The 19,555-nt window shown below is 38.0% G+C and carries 17 protein-coding genes; 16 read left to right on the top strand and 1 reads right to left on the bottom strand.

Annotated features, from left to right (window positions below; all coding sequences use genetic code 11):
• Positions 1-79 precede the first annotated feature (79 nt).
• The 7 genes from liaF (at position 80) to HMPREF3103_RS07415 (ending at position 6,440) form a co-directional block, all read left to right on the top strand.
• Positions 80-814 carry a cell wall-active antibiotics response protein LiaF gene (gene liaF / locus HMPREF3103_RS07445; RefSeq protein ID WP_049554697.1) on the top strand — a complete coding sequence of 245 codons (735 nt, stop codon included), beginning with the start codon at positions 80-82 and terminating at the stop codon, positions 812-814.
• The gene (locus HMPREF3103_RS07440) at positions 811-1,878 is read left to right on the top strand and encodes a sensor histidine kinase (RefSeq protein WP_070438826.1); all 1,068 of its coding nucleotides are present in this window, start codon (positions 811-813) and stop codon (positions 1,876-1,878) included. The genes liaF and HMPREF3103_RS07440 overlap by 4 nt, the downstream gene beginning before the upstream one ends.
• Positions 1,871-2,506 carry a response regulator transcription factor gene (locus HMPREF3103_RS07435; protein WP_070438823.1) on the top strand — a complete coding sequence of 212 codons (636 nt, stop codon included), beginning with the start codon at positions 1,871-1,873 and terminating at the stop codon, positions 2,504-2,506. Before HMPREF3103_RS07440 ends, HMPREF3103_RS07435 begins: the two co-directional genes overlap by 8 nt.
• 258 nt (positions 2,507-2,764) lie before the next feature.
• Positions 2,765-3,442 carry an N-acetylmannosamine-6-phosphate 2-epimerase gene (locus HMPREF3103_RS07430; RefSeq protein ID WP_049554695.1) on the top strand — a complete coding sequence of 226 codons (678 nt, stop codon included), beginning with the start codon at positions 2,765-2,767 and terminating at the stop codon, positions 3,440-3,442.
• Between the two features lie 43 nt (positions 3,443-3,485).
• Positions 3,486-4,991 (top strand): PTS transporter subunit EIIC, encoded by a 1,506-nt coding sequence (locus HMPREF3103_RS07425; protein ID WP_005605121.1) that lies wholly within the window; start codon positions 3,486-3,488, stop codon positions 4,989-4,991.
• Positions 4,992-5,113: 122 nt separating this feature from the next.
• A complete protein-coding gene (locus tag HMPREF3103_RS07420) occupies positions 5,114-5,929 on the top strand; it encodes a MurR/RpiR family transcriptional regulator (RefSeq protein ID WP_049554694.1) in 816 nt (271 codons plus the stop codon).
• A gap of 16 nt (positions 5,930-5,945) precedes the next feature.
• Complete coding sequence (locus HMPREF3103_RS07415) at positions 5,946-6,440, top strand: PTS sugar transporter subunit IIA (RefSeq protein WP_168132853.1); 495 nt, start codon at positions 5,946-5,948, stop codon at positions 6,438-6,440.
• Between the two features lie 42 nt (positions 6,441-6,482).
• Here HMPREF3103_RS07415 and lexA read toward each other — a convergent pair whose 3' ends face one another.
• Entirely contained in the window at positions 6,483-7,106 is a 624-nt protein-coding gene (lexA, locus tag HMPREF3103_RS07410; protein WP_070438818.1) for a transcriptional repressor LexA, read from the bottom strand.
• 141 nt (positions 7,107-7,247) lie between these two features.
• Here lexA and HMPREF3103_RS07405 point away from each other — a divergent pair, with 141 nt between their 5' ends.
• The 9 genes from HMPREF3103_RS07405 to HMPREF3103_RS07365 all read left to right on the top strand — a co-directional run bounded on the left by HMPREF3103_RS07405 (position 7,248) and on the right by HMPREF3103_RS07365 (position 19,377).
• Entirely contained in the window at positions 7,248-7,496 is a 249-nt protein-coding gene (locus HMPREF3103_RS07405; protein ID WP_070438816.1) for a DUF896 family protein, read from the top strand.
• A 191-nt stretch (positions 7,497-7,687) separates the two neighbouring features.
• On the top strand, positions 7,688-9,682 hold the full coding sequence (gene tkt, locus HMPREF3103_RS07400) for a transketolase (RefSeq protein WP_070438813.1): 1,995 nt from the start codon (positions 7,688-7,690) through the stop codon (positions 9,680-9,682).
• Positions 9,683-9,755: 73 nt separating this feature from the next.
• Positions 9,756-10,454: an AzlC family ABC transporter permease gene (locus HMPREF3103_RS07395; protein WP_070438810.1), complete on the top strand. Its 699-nt coding sequence runs from the start codon at positions 9,756-9,758 to the stop codon at positions 10,452-10,454.
• Positions 10,447-10,770, top strand: coding sequence for a branched-chain amino acid transporter permease (locus HMPREF3103_RS07390; protein WP_070438808.1), 324 nt, complete (start codon positions 10,447-10,449; stop codon positions 10,768-10,770). The genes HMPREF3103_RS07395 and HMPREF3103_RS07390 overlap by 8 nt, the downstream gene beginning before the upstream one ends.
• Before the next feature lie 111 nt (positions 10,771-10,881).
• Positions 10,882-11,679 (top strand): TIGR00282 family metallophosphoesterase, encoded by a 798-nt coding sequence (locus HMPREF3103_RS07385; protein WP_070438804.1) that lies wholly within the window; start codon positions 10,882-10,884, stop codon positions 11,677-11,679.
• 23 nt (positions 11,680-11,702) lie between these two features.
• Entirely contained in the window at positions 11,703-14,258 is a 2,556-nt protein-coding gene (gene mutS, locus HMPREF3103_RS07380) for a DNA mismatch repair protein MutS (protein WP_070438802.1), read from the top strand.
• 3 nt (positions 14,259-14,261) lie between these two features.
• Positions 14,262-16,172 carry a DNA mismatch repair endonuclease MutL gene (mutL, locus tag HMPREF3103_RS07375; RefSeq protein WP_070438797.1) on the top strand — a complete coding sequence of 637 codons (1,911 nt, stop codon included), beginning with the start codon at positions 14,262-14,264 and terminating at the stop codon, positions 16,170-16,172.
• An 11-nt stretch (positions 16,173-16,183) separates the two neighbouring features.
• The gene (gene msrB / locus HMPREF3103_RS07370) at positions 16,184-16,618 is read left to right on the top strand and encodes a peptide-methionine (R)-S-oxide reductase MsrB (protein ID WP_070438795.1); all 435 of its coding nucleotides are present in this window, start codon (positions 16,184-16,186) and stop codon (positions 16,616-16,618) included.
• A 389-nt stretch (positions 16,619-17,007) separates the two neighbouring features.
• Complete coding sequence (locus HMPREF3103_RS07365; protein WP_070438792.1) at positions 17,008-19,377, top strand: phosphoketolase family protein; 2,370 nt, start codon at positions 17,008-17,010, stop codon at positions 19,375-19,377.
• Positions 19,378-19,555 lie beyond the last annotated feature (178 nt).

The following is a 19,555-nucleotide window of genomic DNA, read 5'->3' as shown; positions in this document are numbered from 1 at the left end:
ACTGATGGTCTTAAAATTATTTCGTGATAGGATTGTATGTGAGAAGATGATATACTAATACCTATATGGAGGTGAGAAGATGAAAAATATTAAAAAGATGCTCATTGTATTGTTACTAGGAACAATGATTTCAGCCATTGAAATTACTACTAGAATGGGCTTATTTATCATCTTTGCACTTGGAGTTGCTACTATCGTAAGTAGTTTGGTTCTTTTTAAAAATGTAAAATTTATGAAAAATATGGGTTTATGTTTTGGTAGTTTGTTTATGATATTGCCTTTACTATCTACTGCCGGAATTTGGTTAGGTATGATAGGAGCATTACTCATATTATTATTTAGTCATGATAGCTCGTCTTTTTCTGTGGTAACGACTATTTTTCAAAGAAAGGATCAACAAGAATATATTTTCGTGAATTCTAGAGAAGAAGAGATTGATTCGGAGAAAATTAAACGATTCGATTGGATAGGATCTCAAATCATTGGAAATGAGCCTTATGAATGGAACGATATCAACGCTGGACAATTAGTTGGAGATACCATTATTGATTTAGGAAATACGATTCTTCCAGCAAAAGAAAACGTAATTGTGATACGAAAAGGGTTTGGACGAGTTCGAATTTTGGTTCCGTATGGAGTCGGTGTCATGATTCATCACCATAGTTTCGCTGGAGAATTAGAGTTTGAAAAGCAATCTTATACGTTAAGTAATGAGTCTATTCAGTTATATAGTGAAGATTATCAAAGAACTAGTAAGCGAGTAAAAATCTATACGACAATTGTAGCTGGAAAAATTGAGGTGATTGAAGCATGAAGCAACGAATCCTCAAAAGCTGGCTTCTATTTTCAGCACTTTATAGTATTGTCAGTACAGTATTTATATTTCTCTTTAGAAAATGGTTTAATTTTGATCATTTAGAAGAGATTAGTTTTCAGGAAACACTTGGGACTATCACATTATTTCTTTTAATACTTCTATTTTTATCATTGATTTCTGCGGTTATCTTATATGTATTAAATCGTCAGGCTGAAAGAAAAATAACAGAGCAGCTGTTAATGATTCAAAAGGCACAGTTTCAGTTGGTAAAAGATAAAGATGAATCTAATTGGCTGAATGAAGCAACAATTCTAGATTTAAATGCTTTTTATACTCAATCAATGGCAATATCGAATCAGATTGAAACGGTATCTCTAGAGTTACAAGAAATAGGTAGAAAACCTCAATATGTTGGAGAAGAGACAAAAGAACAAATTATTGAACAAGAAAGAAGACGTATTGCCAGAGAATTACATGACTCTGTAAGCCAACAATTATTTGCCGCAATGATGATGATTTCAGCGTTGAATGAAAGAAAGCAACATTTTGATGAAAAAGAACAAAAACAACTAGCCATGATTGAACATGTTCTTTCTCAAGCACAGTCTGAAATGCGTGCATTATTACTACATCTTAGACCTATTTCTTTAGAAAATAAATCCTTAAAATCCGGAATCGAAGGTTTATTAGTCGAATTACAAACGAAAGTGCAAATGAAAATTCATTGGGATATAGAGGATGTTATTTTGCCAGAAGGGGTTGAAGATCATCTCTTTAGAATTGCTCAGGAATTGCTTTCGAATACGCTAAGACATTCTCATGCGAAACATTTAGAGGTTTACTTAAGACAGAAAGACTCAAATGTAATCTTTAAAATCGAAGACGATGGTATCGGATTTAATGTAGAGGACATCCATCCTGGTAGTTATGGAATTAATAATATGAAAGAAAGAGTACAAGGACTCGGTGGACAAGTGAAGATTGTAAGCTTCCCAAATCAAGGGACAACAATAGAAATCAAAATTCCGCTTGGTCGTCATTTGGAGGGAAATTATGATTAATGTTTTATTAGTAGATGACCATGAAATGGTACGATTAGGCGTGTCTTCGTATTTATCAATGCAGGATGATATCGATGTTATTGCTGAAGCAAAAAATGGTCGAGAAGGGGTAGAAAAGGCTTTATCCTATAAACCGGACATCATTCTAATGGATTTAGTCATGCCTGAGATGGATGGAATTGAAGCGACAAAAGAAATTCTACGTCAATGGCCAGAAGCAAAAATCATCATCTTAACTAGTTTTATTGATGATGAGAAAGTTTTTCCAGCCATAAATGCAGGTGCTAAAAGTTATATTTTAAAAACTTCTTCGGCTTCTCAAATCGCGAAAGCTATTCGTGATACTTATCAAGGAGATGGCGTGTTTGAACCACAAGTGACTGATAAATTAGTGAATAGAATTCAAATGAAACAACAACATTTCCCTCATGATGATTTGACCCAGCGTGAATTGGAAGTCCTTCTTCTAATTGCACAAGGAAAATCAAATCAAGAAATTGCGGATGAATTATTTATTACTTTAAAAACAGTAAAAACTCATGTTTCAAATATTTTATCCAAATTGGAAGTAGAAGACAGAACACAAGCAACGATTTATGCATTCAAAAATCAGTTAATAAAAATGTAGACTTAGTTACGGTCATTAGTTATGAATGAATATGAATCATAAGAAGAATCACAACGAAAAGATGTATGGAAATTTCCATGCATCTTTTTTAGTGTAAAATTTTTGATTGGGCATGAAAGTAATTTCGAAAAAAGGATAAAGGAAGAAATGATAGAGACGGTTTTTGAAACTACTTACTAAAAAAACTAGGTGTATTGAAAATGGTTTCTATGACTAGTATACTGATAATATGAAAGGGTTTTAAAAAGGAGGCTGTTTATGAGAATACATGGTCAATTAATTGTATCATGCCAAGCATTGCCGCATGAACCATTGCATAGTGATTATATTATGGCTCGTATGGCAGTTGCTGCAAAGGAAGGAGGAGCAAAGGGAATTCGTGCCAACTCAGTAGTGGATATAAAAGCAATCAAAGAAGCTGTAGATTTACCAGTTATTGGAATTATTAAACGAGATTATAACGATTCAGATGTTTTTATTACGGCTACGATGAAGGAAGTAGATGAACTTATGACGGTTCAACCAGAAATTATTGCACTGGATGCGACTTCATCTACTCGTCCAAATGGACAATCGTTGGACGAATTTTATAAGGAAATTAGAGAAAAATATCCTAATCAATTATTGATGGCGGATTGTTCTACAGTAGAAGAAATGATTCACGCTGATGAACTTGGTTTTGATTTTATCGGAAGTACTTTAGTGGGATATACGAAACAAAGTAATGGCGATAAAATTGAAGCGAATGATTTTGAAATTTTAAGAACTGTTTTGAAACAAATCAAACATCCTTTAATTGCAGAGGGAAATATTGACACACCTGAAAAGGTGAAAAGAGTGCTAGAGTTGGGCGCTTATAGTGTAGTTGTAGGTTCTGCGATTACACGTCCACAACTCATTACAAAAAAATTTGTTGATGCTATTCATCAACACTAGGAAAGATAAGAATTATTCATTTTAAGTTTAGGGGGAAAACCATATGTTTAAAGTCTTACAAAAAATAGGGAAGGCATTTATGTTGCCAATTGCCATTTTGCCGGCAGCTGGTTTGCTATTAGGGATTGGGGGAGCTTTATCCAATCCAACAACTGTTGCGACATACCCTGCATTAAATAACGAAGTATTACAAGCGATTTTTAAAGTGATGAGCCAAGCTGGAGAAGTTGTCTTTGCAAATCTATCACTTCTTCTCTGTATCGGGCTCTGTATCGGGCTAGCAAAACGTGACAAAGGAACTGCTGCTCTTGCTGGAGTTACAGGATACTTAGTAATGACTGCAACTATTAAAGCGCTTGTTGGATTATTTATGGCAAAAGATGCTTCCATTGATACTGGGGTTATCGGTGCTGTTGTAGTTGGATCAGTGGCTGTATGGTTACATAACCGTTATAACAATATTCAATTACCTCAAGTACTTGGATTCTTTGGTGGTAGCCGTTTTGTTCCAATTGTAACATCATTTGCGTCTATCTTTGTGGGAGCTATCTTCTTCTTAGTATGGCCACCATTCCAACAATTATTAGTATCTACTGGTGGATATATCTCACAAGCTGGTCCAATTGGTACATTTTTATATGGCTTCTTAATGCGTTTATGTGGTGCTGTAGGGTTACACCATATGATTTATCCAATGTTCTGGTTTACAGAATTAGGTGGAGTGGAAGTTGTAGCTGGCCAAACTGTGGTTGGAGCTCAAAAAATCTTTTTTGCTCAATTAGCGGATCCAAACCATGTAGGACTATTTACTGAAGGAACTCGTTTCTTTGCTGGTCGTTTCTCAACAATGATGTTTGGTCTTCCAGCTGCCTGCTTAGCAATGTACCACTGTGTTCCTAAAGATCGTCGTAAAAAATATGCTGGTTTATTCTTCGGGGTTGCATTAACTTCATTTATTACAGGTATTACAGAACCAATTGAGTTCATGTTCTTATTCGTAAGCCCAGTATTATATGTTGTTCACGCATTCCTTGATGGGGTAAGTTTCTTCATCGCTGATATTCTAAATATCTCTATTGGTAATACATTCTCAGGTGGGGTTATCGACTTCACATTATTTGGGGTATTACAAGGTAATGATAAGACAAACTGGTTATTACAAATTCCATTTGGTCTTGTTTGGAGCGTTTTATACTATGTTGTATTTAGATGGTTTATTCTTCAATTCAATGTTGCTACACCAGGACGTGTTGAAGATGATTTAGCTAGTGATGAAAAACCAGTTGTGGAAACTAAAGATAGCTTAAAACAAGATAGCGTTCGTATTATTGATGCTTTGGGTGGTCAAGAAAATATCGAAGATGTAGATGCTTGTATCACACGTTTACGCGTATCTGTTAAAGATGTTGAAAAAGTGAATAAAGCAACGTTAAAAGAAATCGGTGCAGTTGATGTTCTTGAAGTAAAAGGCGGCATTCAAGCAATTTATGGAGCTAAAGCCATCCTTTATAAAAATAATATCAATGAAATTTTAGGTGTAGATGACTAGTAATCAATCTTAACTAAAGCAGGTAAACTAGCCCTCGTGTCTAGTTTGCCTGCTTTTAATTTTTAATAGGAATAGGCATCGTATGTTATAATAAAAAAAGCAAATGCAAAGGGGAGATGCAGGTGTTGTCATTCGAGAAAAAAGTGGCTCCTATTATAGAGTCTATTTACGATACTTTAACACCGATTGAAAAGACAATTGCACAGTATTTTCTAGAACCAATTCCAGAAGGAGTGTCTCTTTCGGCACAAGAAGTGTCCAATCGTTTATTCGTTTCCATTCCGTCACTGACAAGATTTGCCCAGAAATGCGGATATAACGGATATCGACAATTTATTTATGATTATGAAAAGAGAAGTAAGGAAGAGTCGACGCTTCATATTAATTCGACTAAAATCGTTCTTGAAGATTATGCTGAGCTTTTGTCGAAGTCTTTTTCCCTTGTAAATGAAGCTCAATTAATTCGAGTTTGTGAATTGCTCAGCAGTGCTAAAAGGGTATATATATATGGTCAAGGGAGCTCTGGACTAGCAGCATTAGAGATGAAATTTCGTTTTATGAGACTTGGGATGATTTGTGAGGCGATTACGGATTTGCATACAATGCTTATGAATCGTGTGCTAGTAGATGAAGATTGTCTTGTCATTGGAATCACAGTTTCGGCAAATGAAAGTGTGGTAAAGGCAGTAAATATTGCAAAGAATCAGGGAGCAAAAACGGTTCTAATCACTTCTAAAAAGAGTGAGGAACTGTCGCATGAATGCGATGAATTGGTTCTTATTGCGATGAAAAATGCTTTGGAACAAGGGACGACAATTTCACCACAGTTTCCGGTTTTAGTAGTGGTTGATATTTTGTATAGTTATTACAAGGAAATCGATAAGGAAAGAAAGCATTCTATTTTTTCAAATACATTGCATGCGATTCAACCTGAATAAAGAAGGAGAAGATAAAATGTTTGGATTTTTTAAAAAGAATAAAAAAGATAAAGAAGTAGTAGTTTATGCACTAGCGTCTGGAGACATAGTTCCAATTACGCAAGTGAATGATCCTGTTTTTGCGGGTAAAATGATGGGAGACGGTTTTGCGATACTTCCAACAAGTGGAGTGATTACTTCACCTGTTAAAGGAGAAATTGTAAATGTCTTTCCAACGCTACATGCTGTGGGGATTAAAACTCCTGAAGGACTTGAAGTGTTAGTCCATATGGGAATCGATACAGTTGAATTAAAAGGAGCTCCGTTTAAAACAACGGTAATGGTTGGTGAAAAGGTGGATGAGAATACAGTTTTATCCACGGTCGATTTAGAGGCTTTAAAGGAAGCTGGTAAAGATACAGCGATGATGGTTCTCTTTACGAATATGGATAAATTAGATACATTTTCTATCGCGACTGAAGGGTCAGTAGATGGAAAATCAGAAGTTGGGAAAGCAACGATGAAGCCTTAAATAAAATAAAAAAATCCGCTCAATAGAGCGGATTTTTCTGTTTTAGAAAATATGACTACGGTATAAGCTAACTACTTTTCCTAGGATAGTACAATTTGGAAGAATAATTGGCTCCATTGTGTCATTCTCAGGTTCTAAGCGAACGTGGTCCTTTTCCAAGTAAAATCTCTTACAAGTAGCAGTGTCTTCTTCGGTCATTGCAATGACAATCTCCCCATTAGCTGCAGTAGATTGTTTACGAACGATAACAGAGTCACCATCAAAGATTCCAGCATTAATCATACTGTCCCCTTTAATACGCAACATAAAAAGATCGTCGGATTCATTTTGTAATTCTGGTGGAATTGGAAAGAAGTCACTTGCTTCTTCTACAGCAAGAATTGGTTCACCAGCTGTAACTACACCAAGCATTGGAATAGCATTTGCCTTTGCGCCGATAGCCTTTAATCCTGCCATTGTTAATTCAATTGCACGAGGTTTACTTGGGTCGCGCTGAATGAATCCATTTTTTTCCAATCTGGACAAGTGGCCATGAACGGTAGAAGTCGAAGAAAGTTGAACAGCATTACAAATTTCACGCACTGTTGGTGGATAACCGTGTTCTTGAACTTCTTTATAAATAAACTGTAAAACATCTAATTGTCTTGAATCTTTTAAATTTGTCATCGGAACATCTCCTTCTTTAAAAATAGTTTATCACAGACTATACTAGAAAATCAAACAAATGTTCGTATGTAAATCGGATTTTTAGGAAGTTTTTATAAATCGTGATACACTAGGGACGAATAAAAGGAAAGGAATGATAAAATGTTATCTGAAGAAAAATTAAACCGTATTAATGAACTAGCCAAAAAGAAAAAAGAAGGAAAATTAACACCTACAGAAGAAAAAGAACAACAACTCCTACGTCAAGAGTATTTGGAGGCTTTTCGTGGAGGCATGCGTAATCATATTGAAGGATTAAAAATTGTTGACGAAGAGGGAAATGATGTGACTCCCGATAAACTAAAAGCAATCCAAAAAGAAAAAGGATTACATAATCGAGGAGAAGAATAAGGATTAGGAGGTTGAGGATTTTCAACCTCTTTTTTTCTACTATTTGTATCTCTAGTAAAATTGAATCAATTTTGCAAGGGGTTACTTTATTTTATTAAAGATTAGAATAACGGTTGCAAAAGAATGTTTGAATTTAGTAAAATAGAGTAGTAAGTTCCTATTAAGGAAAACTATATTTAAGGAGTGATTGTATGTTTGATAAAACCGATCAACTAGCAGTGAATACGATTCGTACACTAAGTATGGATGCCATTCAAGCTGCGAATTCAGGACACCCTGGCCTACCAATGGGTGCAGCGCCAATGGCATATGTACTTTGGTCTAAATATTTAAAGGTGAACCCAAAACGTTCTAATTGGGTCGATCGCGATCGCTTTGTATTATCAGCAGGTCATGGATCTGCAATGTTATATGCTTTATTACATTTATCTGGCTATGACTTATCAATTGAAGATGTGAAAAACTTCCGCCAACTTGGAAGTAAAACACCGGGGCACCCAGAAGTGCATGACACGGATGGAGTAGATGCAACTACAGGTCCGCTTGGACAAGGGTTTGCAAACGGTGTTGGGATGGCTATGGCTGAAGCTCATTTAGCAGCAAAATTCAACCGTGAAGGGTACCCAGTTGTGGATCACCATACTTATGTATTATGCGGTGACGGAGACTTAATGGAAGGAATCTCGTATGAAGCCGCGTCTCTAGCAGGGACATTGAAATTAAATAAATTAATCGTGTTATACGATTCAAATGACATCTGTTTAGATGGACCATTAAATAAAGTGTTCAATGAAGATGTGAAGAAACGCTTCAAAGGATTAGGTTGGAACTATATTCGTGTTGAAGATGGAAACGACTTAGACGAAATTGCAGAAGCTATTGAAGAAGCACAATGCCAAAAGGAAAAACCAACGATTATTGAAGTTAAAACGGTTATTGGTTACGGTGCTCCAAACCAAGGGACTAACAAAGTTCACGGTGCTCCTTTAGGACCTGACGGCATTGCGGAAGCAAAAGCAAACTACGGATGGGAATATGGCCCATTTGAAGTGCCTGAAGAAGTACAACACCGTTTTGATAAATTATTAGTCCAAACAGGTGAAAATGACTACAATGAGTGGAAAACTTTATTCGAAGGTTATAAACAAGCTTATCCAGAACTTGCAAAAGAATTCGAAGATAGCTTTGCAGAAAACATCGAAGTAAATCTAGAAAAAGTATTACCTTCATATGAATTTGGTAGCCCAGCAATGGCTTCTCGTGTAACAAGCCAAGCAGCGATTCAAGAATTAGGAAAGCATATTCCATTCTTCTGGGGTGGATCTGCAGACCTTTCTTCATCAAATAACACAATGAACAAAGCAGATACAGACTTTTCTCACGAAAATTATGGTGGAAGAAATATCTGGTTTGGGGTTCGTGAATTTGCGATGGGAGCTGCGATGAACGGTATGCTTCTTCATGGAGGTAATCGTGTATACGGAGGTACATTCTTTGTATTCGCAGATTACTTAAAAGCAGCAATGCGTGTTGCAGCGATTTCTCATCTGCCTGCAATCTATGTATATACACATGACTCCATTGCAGTTGGGGAAGATGGACCAACGCATGAACCAATCGAACAATTGGCAGCGTTCCGTGCAACTCCAAACTTAAACGTGATTCGTCCTGCAGATGGTAACGAAGTATCAGCTGCATGGAAAGTGGCCGTAGAAACAAAAGACCGTCCATCAGTACTCGTATTCTCACGTCAAAACTTACCAGTTCTTGAACATTCACAGGAATTAGCATATGAAGGTGTGAAACGTGGGGCATATGTAGTAAGTCCTCAAAAATGCGATACACCAGAAGGTATCTTGATTGCGACAGGTTCTGAAGTTGCTCTTGCCATCGAAGCGCAAAAAGTTCTTGCAGAAGAAGGAATTGATGTATCAGTTGTTTCAATGCCATCCATGAACTTATTCGAAGAACAACCAAAAGAATACCGCGAATCAGTATTACCTAGCGATGTTCGAAAACGTGTAGCCGTTGAAATGGGCGCAAGTTTCGGATGGGGACAATATGTTGGCCTTGACGGAGCTACTGTGACGATCGACCGCTTCGGTTTATCAGGTAACGGAAATAAAGTCATGGAAACATTAGGCTTCACTGTAGAAAACGTAGTGAATACATTTAAATCTTTATAAAAATAGGTTAAAATGAAGATTGAAAGCCCACAAGTAGTGGACTTTCAATCTTTTTTTGTTTTTAGGAGAATGTATGAACGAATTGAAACAAGCATTTAAGATTAGTTTACCCATCTGTTTCGGGTATATCTTTTTAAGAATTGCATTTGCACTCTTGATGTCACAAGAAGGATTTCCAGATTGGGCTTCTATTTTTTCAAGTATATTTGTGTATGCAGGATCCATGCAATTTGCTCTTGTCTCATTTATGAGCGCAGGGATGAGTTTTTGGATGATTGCTTTAATGACTTTATTTATTAATGCCAGAATGTTGTTTTATGGCGTTGGCTTTATTGAAGAATTTAAAAAGTTGGGCTGGAAAGCATTTTATTTAATCTTCGCCCTATCAGATGAAACCTTTTCTCTCTTAGTAGGGATGAAACAAACGAAGAGTGAAGATAATGAACAAGTGATGGTCTATGTTGGACTGTTGAACCATTTCTATTGGGTCTTTGGTACAGTCATTGGAGTTGTCATCGGCGAATTCCTTCCATTTTCAACAAAGGGAATCGATTTTTCAATGACGGCACTATTTGTGGTCATTCTTGTAAACCAATTGAAAAAGGCGGACCTTTATTTCCCGTTCATCATTGGGGGAATTAGTGCTATTTTCTGGTTAATTCTTGTTGGAAAACAATATTTCCTTGTGTGCGCCTTAGCTACAACGATGATCGGTTTAATTGCAATCTTCGAACGTGAGAAACTACAAATGAAGGAGGAAGAAAATGAGTAGTACGTATATTATTCTTGCTCTTATTACTAGTGGAGTCGTGACCTTTGCGATTCGATTATTTCCGTTTTTAGTACTCCGCAATCAAACGAATTTATCCTCCCGCATGCAGTTTATTTCGGCGGTCTTACCACAAGCGATTATTACGATTCTAGTTGTCTATTGTTTAAAGGATATTTCGTTTATAAGCGCACCATTTGGAATTCCAGAACTCATTGCTATCGCGATTGTCGTCTTATTGCAATGGTGGAAGGAGAATACTTTGCTGAGTATCTTTGTCCCAACGGTTATTTATATGGTGTTATTACAAGTGATGTAAAAATAACATAGTTGTTAATTTAAGCTACCTAGTTCATGGTTGTATCTAGGTATTTTCTAGCCTTATTTTATGGTAAAATAGAGCTACATTGATTTAGAAAGAGGCACTCTTATGAAATTACTATTTGTTGGAGATGTTGTCGGATCTCTTGGAAGAGAGATGGTCGCACAATACGTCCCAAAATTAAAGAAAAAATATAAACCGCAAATCACCGTGATTAATGGGGAAAATGCTGCCCATGGAAAAGGAATTACGGAGAAGATTTATAAAGAGTTATTGCAGGCTGGAGCAGATGTAGTAACGCTTGGGAATCACGCCTTTGATAACAAAGCAATTTTTGATTTCATTGAAGATGCCACAAAAATGGTACGACCGCTGAACTATCCAGCAGGAGTTCCAGGAAAAGGAATCGTTTATGTAAAATGTAACGACAAAGAAGTGGCCGTCATCAACTTGCAAGGCCGTGTCTTTATGAATACATTGGACGATCCTTTTACCAAAATTACAGAGACGGTTGAAGAAGCTAGAAAGAGAACACCGATTATCTTTATCGACTTCCACGCCGAAGTAACCAGTGAGAAACAAGCCTTGTCTTGGTACTTGGACGGAAAAGTGTCTGCCGTCGTTGGAACACATACGCATGTACCTACAAACGATGCACGCGTCCTTCCACAAGGAACAGCCTTTCTTTGTGATGTGGGGATGACAGGTCCGTATAACGGAATTCTCGGAATGGACCGCGATATTATTATTACGAAATTCCTTAATCAATTGCCAGCACGATTTGAAGTGGCAGAAGACGATGAAGGCCAATTAAGCGCTTGTTTGATTGATATTGATGATAAAACAGGGAAGGCGAAATCGATTCAACTGATTCGCATTACTCCAGATGCACCATTTTTTGAATAAAAAGATTAGAAAGAGAGTCCGAAATGCCACAAAAAACGAAACACACACCGATGATGCAACAGTATTTTTCGATTAAAGAAAAATATCCTGATTGCTTATTGTTTTATCGACTAGGTGATTTTTATGAATTGTTTTATGATGATGCGATTGAAGCAGCACGACTTCTCGAAATTACACTAACCAGTCGAAATAAAAATGCTGAGGACCCAATTCCAATGTGTGGGGTTCCTCATCATGCCGCAAAAGAATATATAAAAACGCTGATTGAACTTGGAAAGAAAGTAGCCATTTGTGAGCAGTTGGAAGATCCAAAGCTTACAAAGGGAATGGTGAAGAGAGACGTTGTTCAAGTCTTGACGCCTGGGACCTATACAGAATATCAAGCGCAAAATCAAAACCATTATTTAGTATCGATTTTACCGCTTGTTGGGAAACGATATGCACTCTCATATGTGGATGTGTCAACTGGGGAATTAAAAGTGACACAACTTGAAAACTTAGAAGAAGTGCGTAGCGAATGCTCAAGTTTACTATGCCGTGAAGTCGTTCTTGTCGATAGTGATGTGACAGAAGAACTTCGCCATCTGTTTACAAGCATGCAAATCTTGATTTCAACGATTGAAAAAGATGAAATTAATGCAGAAGACTGCACAGACTTAGTCTCAGAACTAGAAGATGAAGCTTCCGTTCGATGCGTACAAAATCTATTAAGTTATTTGAAACTGACTCAAAAGAGAAGTTTCTCGCACTTACAAAAAGCACAAGCATATCAAAGCGAGTTCTATCTCTCAATGAATTATGAGACAAAACGTAACTTAGAATTAACGACGACAATCCGTTCCAACCAAAAACATGGGTCACTATTCTGGTTCTTAGACGAGACGCAAACGGCGATGGGTGGACGTCTCCTCAAACAATGGCTTGAAAAACCACTTGTATTAGAAGGAGCGATTCAAAAACGCCATGCATTAGTAGAAACATTGAACCAACATTACTTCGAGCGTACAGACTTCATCGAAACATTGAAACGTGTGTACGACTTAGAAAGAATCGTGGGAAAAGTGTCATTTGGAACCGCCAATGCACGAGACCTCTTGCAACTTAAACAAACACTTAGTCAAGTACCAATCTTTAAATCGATTGTGGATAGCTTGGACTCAGAGGCATGGAGCGCTCTTGGAGAAAACTTATTCGACATTCCTGAGTTATACGATTTAATCGACCGTGCCATCGACGAAGATGCGCCACTGACGATTTCAGATGGAAATATTATCCGTTCAGGATATAACGCGACACTCGATACGTACCGCGATACGATGAAACACGGAAAAGAATGGATTGCTTCTCTCCAACAACAAGAACGTGAGCAAACAGGCATCAGTTCATTGAAGATTAGTTTCAACAAGGTGTTTGGGTACTATATCGAAGTGACAAAATCAAATCTATCGAAACTCGATAGTAGCCGCTATGAGCGTAAACAAACGCTGGCGAATGCGGAACGTTTTATTACGCCTGAATTAAAAGAAAAAGAAACGCTCATTCTAGAAGCGGAAGAAAAATCAAGTGCACTCGAATATCAATTATTCGTAGAAGTGCGTGAACAGGTGAAACATTATACGGCCGAGTTGCAACAATTGGCAAAGACGGTCGCAACGATAGACGTCTTACAAGCGTTCAGTGTGGTGAGCGAACGTTATCACCTGGTGAAGCCTACGATTTCAATGAAGAACCGTAGACTCTGGATTGAGGATGGTCGCCATCCGGTTGTTGAAAAGGTGATGGGACAATCAACGTATGTTCCAAATAGCATTTCAATGAGTCCAGACGAGCATATTCTTCTCATTACTGGGCCGAATATGTCCGGTAAATCGACTTACATGAGACAATTAGCGCTCTGTGTGATCTTAGCGCAAATCGGATGTTTTGTACCTGCTAAGAGTGCAACGATTCCAGTCTTTACGAAAATCTTTACCCGTATTGGGGCTGCTGATGATTTAATTTCTGGACAAAGTACATTCATGGTAGAGATGATGGAGACAAACCATGCACTTCGAAATGCCGATGAAACAAGCTTGCTATTGTTTGACGAAATCGGACGTGGAACGGCTACTTATGATGGAATGGCGCTCGCTGAAGCCATCATCACATATATTCACGAGCATTTATCTGCAAAAGTATTATTCTCAACGCATTACCATGAGTTAACAAGACTCAGCGAGAAATATGCAGATTTACGCAATGTGCATGTGGGAGCCGTTGAAGAAAATGGCGAAGTGGTCTTCTTGCATAAAGTATTAGAAGGTCCTGCTGATAAGAGTTACGGAATTCATGTGGCGAAGCTGGCTGGACTTCCAACAGAGCTATTGAAAAATGCCAGAACGATTTTAAATCATTTAGAAGCTAAAGGGGCTGCTAATGAAAATATCACCTTCGTGGAACAAGTATCTCTCTTTGAAGAAGAAACAGCGTCGGTACCTGAATGGGTTCATGAGCTTAAAGGATTAAACTTAATGAGTATGACGCCAATGGATGCAATGAACATCCTGTATAAATGGCAACAAATAGAAAAGGGTGAGTAGTGTATGGGAACCATTAAAGAATTAAGTCCATTACTGACAAACCAAATCGCAGCAGGGGAAGTCATCGAACGTCCTTCTTCTGTGGTGAAGGAATTGCTCGAAAACGCGATTGATGCTGGCAGTACTCGTATCGAGATTGAAATCGAAGAGAGTGGTCTTCGCAAGATTCGCATTCAAGATAACGGAAGTGGGATGACGAAAGAGGATGCTCGTATGTCGATTAAACGTCATACAACGAGTAAACTTTATTCGCCGGAACAACTCTTTAGAATCCGTACGCTTGGGTTCCGCGGTGAAGCCTTAGCGAGTATTACGGCCGTATCGAAAGTGACGCTGACGACTTCTACCGGTGAAGACAGCGGCGTGGAGTTGAAGATTGAGTCTGGTGAAATTAAAGAAGAAAAGACCGTTCCTCCGTTAAAAGGAACGACATTCTTAGTTGAAGATTTGTTTTATAATACACCGGCACGGTTGAAATTCGTTCGTACATTGCAGACGGAGTTAGCTCATATTACGGATGTGGTGAGTAAAGCATCTCTCAGTCACCCAGAAATTGCCTTTATTTTGAAAAATGACGGCAATCTGTTATTGCAAACTTCTGGGAAGGGTGAGTTGCTGCAAGCAGTCGCTGGAAATATTGGACCCGTAAATGCTCGTAAGATGTTACCTTTTAGTGGAGAAGACGAAGATTTCAAAGTATCAGGATATACGTCGCTCCCAGAACTCACTCGTTCAAACCGCAATTACTTATCGATTTTCATTAATGGACGTCCAATCCGTAATATGGCGATTGCAAAGGCCATTACATTAGGATACGGATCCACATTAATGGTGGGACGATTCCCGATTACGATTATTTCGATTGAAATGGACGTACAACTCGTTGATGTGAACGTGCATCCAACGAAACAAGAAGTTCGAATCAGTAAGGAACAAGAACTCTCACAGGTGATTCAAAAGGCCATTAGAGAGGCGATACAAGGCGTACAACGCATTCCTGAATCGATTGAAGACTTATCCTTCAAACGCAAAGAAAACCGCGTAGAGGCTACAAAACCAGTCCAACAAACTTTGGAGTGGCAATTGAAGACACCTATTGTGGAGTCTACTCGCGTGGAAACACCTTCTTATTCAGAAAATGTAAGAGAAGAAGTGGAAGTTCTACCAGCCGATGATGCGCCTCTAAAAGTAAGTCAGGCAGATGAACCTGTCGAGCAAGAAGAACTCTTGGACAGCCACGATGAACATGCAGACTACTTAAAATTGGCTGAGAAAATCGATACACAACCTTTTGAAAAGGAATTCCCAGAATTACATTATTTTGGACAAATGCATGGAACTTATTTATTCGCGCAAAACGAAAAAGGCTTGTATATGATTGACCAACATGCCGCCCAAGAACGGATTAAATATGAACAGTTCAAAGTGGAGATTGGTCAAGTAGGAAGAGTGAGTCAACCACTAATGGTTCCGATATTACTAGAGTTTTCGAAAAAAGATAGTGTGAAATTGGAAGAACGTTTATCTTTTGTTGAAGAGTTTGGAATTGAGATGGAGCCATTTGGACAAAATACCTTCCAAATTCAATCGCATCCAGCATGGATTAAAAAGGGACAGGAGAAGGCGATTATCGAAGAAATTATCGACTTTATCTTGGCTGACGAAAAGATTACGGTTGCTAAATTAAGAGAAGCAACAGCCATTATGATGAGTTGTAAAGGTTCGATTAAAGCCAACCATCATTTAAGTGAGTGGGAAGCACGTCAGTTATTAGTGGATTTAGCCAAATGTAAAAATCCATATAACTGTCCGCACGGTAGACCCGTACTCGTTCATTTAACGAATAAGGACTTGGAACATCTCTTCAAGAGAATTCAAGATCCGCATCAAACGAAACGACAACAATTTGAATAGGAGAGACCACGATGGAATTTTCAAAAGAAGAACTAAAAAAACGATTAACAGAAATTCAATACGAAGTGACTCAAAATGAAGCCACAGAAAGACCTTTCTCAGGAGAATATGATGATTTCTACGAAGAAGGAATCTATGTAGATATCGTCAGTGGTGAACCACTTTTTAGCTCAAAGGATAAATTTGATGCAGGATGTGGTTGGCCATCATTTTCAAAACCAATTGAAAATACAACTCTAACGGAGAAAGAAGATTACAAACTAAGCCGTAAAAGAACTGAAGTAAGAAGTGGACAAGCAGATTCACATTTAGGACACGTCTTTGAAGACGGTCCAAAAGAATTAGGTGGACTACGTTATTGCATTAATTCAGCGTCTCTTCGCTTTGTCCCAGTTGATAAACTCGAAGAAGAAGGTTACGGAGAGTTTCTTCAATATTTTAAATAAAGATCTGTTTGAACCTTATTATATGGAAAATCCGGGGTGGAAACCTCGGATTTTTTTGATCCTATCATACTTTTTATGAACGTTTTATTGCGGAATGAACATAAAAAATGGTAATATAGAGTGCTCGATGAATTAAATGATCAAAAAATCGAGATAAAACAGTCAAATAAATGTGGTTATGAACGTTTTCGATTTCTAAATAACCGTTTCGAAAACAGGAATATTTCCTACAAAACAAAGAAAACTAATGTATTTTCTGAAGGTTCTAATGCTTCTTCTTGACAGAGGCTACAGGCTATGGTAGATACTTGTCGATTAAAAAATGATAATTTTTTGAATCGGCTTTTCTGATTTTTTAGGAAACCAAAAACAAGAAGGGAAGAAAATACATGACACAATTTGATACACCAGAATACTTAGCAAAGGTGGATGCTTGGTGGCGTGCAGCGAACTACATTTCAGTAGCTCAAATGTACTTAAAAGATAACCCACTTTTACGTCGTCCAATCCAAAAAGAAGACGTTAAACTTCATCCAATCGGACACTGGGGAACAATCGCAGGACAAAACTTTATTTATGCGCACTTAAACCGTGCTATTAATAAATATGATTTAGATATGTTCTACATTGAAGGACCAGGTCACGGTGGACAAGTAATGGTTTCTAACTCTTACTTAGATGGATCTTACACAGAGTTATACCCACAAATCACTCAAGATGAAGCAGGGTTCAAACAATTATGTAAAATCTTCTCATTCCCTGGAGGAATTGCGTCTCACGCGGCTCCAGAAACTCCTGGTTCAATTCACGAAGGTGGAGAATTAGGTTACTCATTATCACATGCTACAGGTGCTGTTTTAGATAATCCTAACGTAATTGCAGCAGCAGTTATTGGTGACGGAGAAGCAGAAACTGGTCCTTTAGCAGCTGGTTGGTTCTCAAACACATTTATCAACCCAGTAAACGATGGTGCAGTTTTACCAATCCTTTACTTAAACGGTGGTAAAATCCACAACCCAACTATTTTAGCTCGTCGTACAGATGAAGAGTTAACACAATTCTTCAATGGTTTAGGATGGGATCCAATCTTCGTAGAAGGAACAGATTCTGAAAAAGTTCACCCATTAATGGCTGCTAAATTAGATGAAGCAATTGAAAAAATTCAAGCAATTCAAAAAGTAGCTCGTGCTAAGAGCGCCGAAGAAGCTACAATGCCACATTGGCCAGTATTAGTAGTACGTACTCCTAAAGGTTGGACAGGTCCAAAAGAATGGAACCATGAACCAATCGAAGGCGGATTCCGTGCTCACCAAGTTCCAATTCCAGTATCTGGAGAAGCTATGGAACACATCGATAGCTTATTAGACTGGTTGAAATCATACCGTCCAGAAGAATTATTCGATGAAAATGGTAAATTAGTAGAAGAAATTGCTGCAATTTCTCCAAAAGGCCCACGTCGTATGAGCATGAACCCAATCACTAACGCAGGGGTTGTAAAACCAATGGAAATTACTGATTGGACTAAACATGCCATCGATACATCTAAACCAGGTGCTATCCAAAAACAAGATATGATTGAATTTGGTAAATTTGCTGCTGACTTAGTAAAAGCAAACCCAGATAACTTCCGTATCTTTGGACCAGACGAAACTAAATCTAACCGTCTAAACGAAGTCTTCAAAGCAACGAACCGTCAATGGGTTGGTCGTCGTGACGAAAGCTACGATGAATGGATTTCACCAGTTGGTCGTGTTATCGACTCACAATTATCAGAACACCAAGCAGAAGGTTTCTTAGAAGGTTATGTATTAACAGGCCGTCACGGATTCTTCGCATCTTACGAATCATTCTTACGTGTAGTGGACTCAATGATTACTCAACACTTCAAATGGTTACGTAAAGCTAAAACTCACGCTCCATGGCGTAAAAACTATCCATCATTAAACTTGATTGCAACATCAACAGTGTTCCAACAAGACCATAATGGATATACTCACCAAGATCCAGGTTTATTAACACACTTAGCTGAGAAAAAACCAGAATTCGTTCGTGAATACTTACCGGCGGATACAAACAGCTTGATGGCTGTTATGGCTGAAGCTTTAAGTTCAGAAGATAAAATTAACTTAATCGTTTCTTCAAAACACCCACGTCCACAATTCTACTCAGTAGAAGAAGCTAAAGAATTAGTACGTGAAGGTTACAAAGTAATTGATTGGGCTTCAACAGTGAAAGAAGGAGAAGAACCAGACGTAGTAATTGCTGCTGCAGGTACTGAACCTAACTTAGAAGCATTAGCAGGTATTTCAATCTTGCACAAACAATTCCCAGAATTGAAGATTCGCTTCATTAACGTAGTAGATATCTTGAAATTACGTTCTCCAAAAGTGGACCCACGTGGTTTATCTGACGAAGAATTTGATAAATTATTTACTACTGATAAACCAGTTGTATTCTGCTTCCACGGTTATGAAGGTATGATTCGTGATTTATTCTTCGATCGCAACAATCATAATGTTCATATCCACGGATACCGTGAAAACGGAGATATCACAACTCCATTCGATATGCGTGTGTTATCTGAAATGGACCGATTCCACGTTGCTAAAGACGCTGCAGTTGCTGTATACGGCGACAAAGCTAGCGAATTTGCTGCGAAAATGGACGAAACTGTGGAATTCCACCACAGCTACATCCGCGAACACGGGGAAGATATTCCTGAAGTTGTGAGCTGGCAATGGGAAAACGTGAATAAATAATTCATCTAACAGGGTGCCTCAGAAATGAGGCACTCTTTTTTGTGCTTAAAAGATAATTAATGATTACTTCGGAACCTTCGGTTTCTTTTTAATCGCTGTAGTGGGGTACCGGCGCAAGCCTTGGTCTTGCGCCTTTAAAGCCTCAAAAAGGGAGTAAGGAATAAATTCCTAACTCCCT

The organism is Granulicatella sp. HMSC30F09 (assembly GCF_001806915.1).
In the GTDB taxonomy this organism is placed as follows: domain Bacteria; phylum Bacillota; class Bacilli; order Lactobacillales; family Aerococcaceae; genus Granulicatella; species Granulicatella adiacens.
The sequence above is the reverse complement of the archived record's forward strand: the minus strand, read 5'-3'. Positions and strand labels throughout refer to the sequence as shown.

Coding starts and splice junctions, on each gene's coding strand:
- liaF (WP_049554697.1), top strand. CDS start 80: ATGAAAAATATTAAAAAGATGCTCATTGTATTGTTACTAGGAACAATG.
- HMPREF3103_RS07440 (WP_070438826.1), top strand. CDS start 811: ATGAAGCAACGAATCCTCAAAAGCTGGCTTCTATTTTCAGCACTTTAT.
- HMPREF3103_RS07435 (WP_070438823.1), top strand. CDS start 1,871: ATGATTAATGTTTTATTAGTAGATGACCATGAAATGGTACGATTAGGC.
- HMPREF3103_RS07430 (WP_049554695.1), top strand. CDS start 2,765: ATGAGAATACATGGTCAATTAATTGTATCATGCCAAGCATTGCCGCAT.
- HMPREF3103_RS07425 (WP_005605121.1), top strand. CDS start 3,486: ATGTTTAAAGTCTTACAAAAAATAGGGAAGGCATTTATGTTGCCAATT.
- HMPREF3103_RS07415 (WP_168132853.1), top strand. CDS start 5,946: ATGTTTGGATTTTTTAAAAAGAATAAAAAAGATAAAGAAGTAGTAGTT.
- lexA (WP_070438818.1), bottom strand. CDS start 7,106: ATGACAAATTTAAAAGATTCAAGACAATTAGATGTTTTACAGTTTATT.
- HMPREF3103_RS07405 (WP_070438816.1), top strand. CDS start 7,248: ATGTTATCTGAAGAAAAATTAAACCGTATTAATGAACTAGCCAAAAAG.
- tkt (WP_070438813.1), top strand. CDS start 7,688: ATGTTTGATAAAACCGATCAACTAGCAGTGAATACGATTCGTACACTA.
- HMPREF3103_RS07395 (WP_070438810.1), top strand. CDS start 9,756: ATGAACGAATTGAAACAAGCATTTAAGATTAGTTTACCCATCTGTTTC.
- HMPREF3103_RS07390 (WP_070438808.1), top strand. CDS start 10,447: ATGAGTAGTACGTATATTATTCTTGCTCTTATTACTAGTGGAGTCGTG.
- HMPREF3103_RS07385 (WP_070438804.1), top strand. CDS start 10,882: ATGAAATTACTATTTGTTGGAGATGTTGTCGGATCTCTTGGAAGAGAG.
- mutS (WP_070438802.1), top strand. CDS start 11,703: ATGCCACAAAAAACGAAACACACACCGATGATGCAACAGTATTTTTCG.
- mutL (WP_070438797.1), top strand. CDS start 14,262: ATGGGAACCATTAAAGAATTAAGTCCATTACTGACAAACCAAATCGCA.
- msrB (WP_070438795.1), top strand. CDS start 16,184: ATGGAATTTTCAAAAGAAGAACTAAAAAAACGATTAACAGAAATTCAA.
- HMPREF3103_RS07365 (WP_070438792.1), top strand. CDS start 17,008: ATGACACAATTTGATACACCAGAATACTTAGCAAAGGTGGATGCTTGG.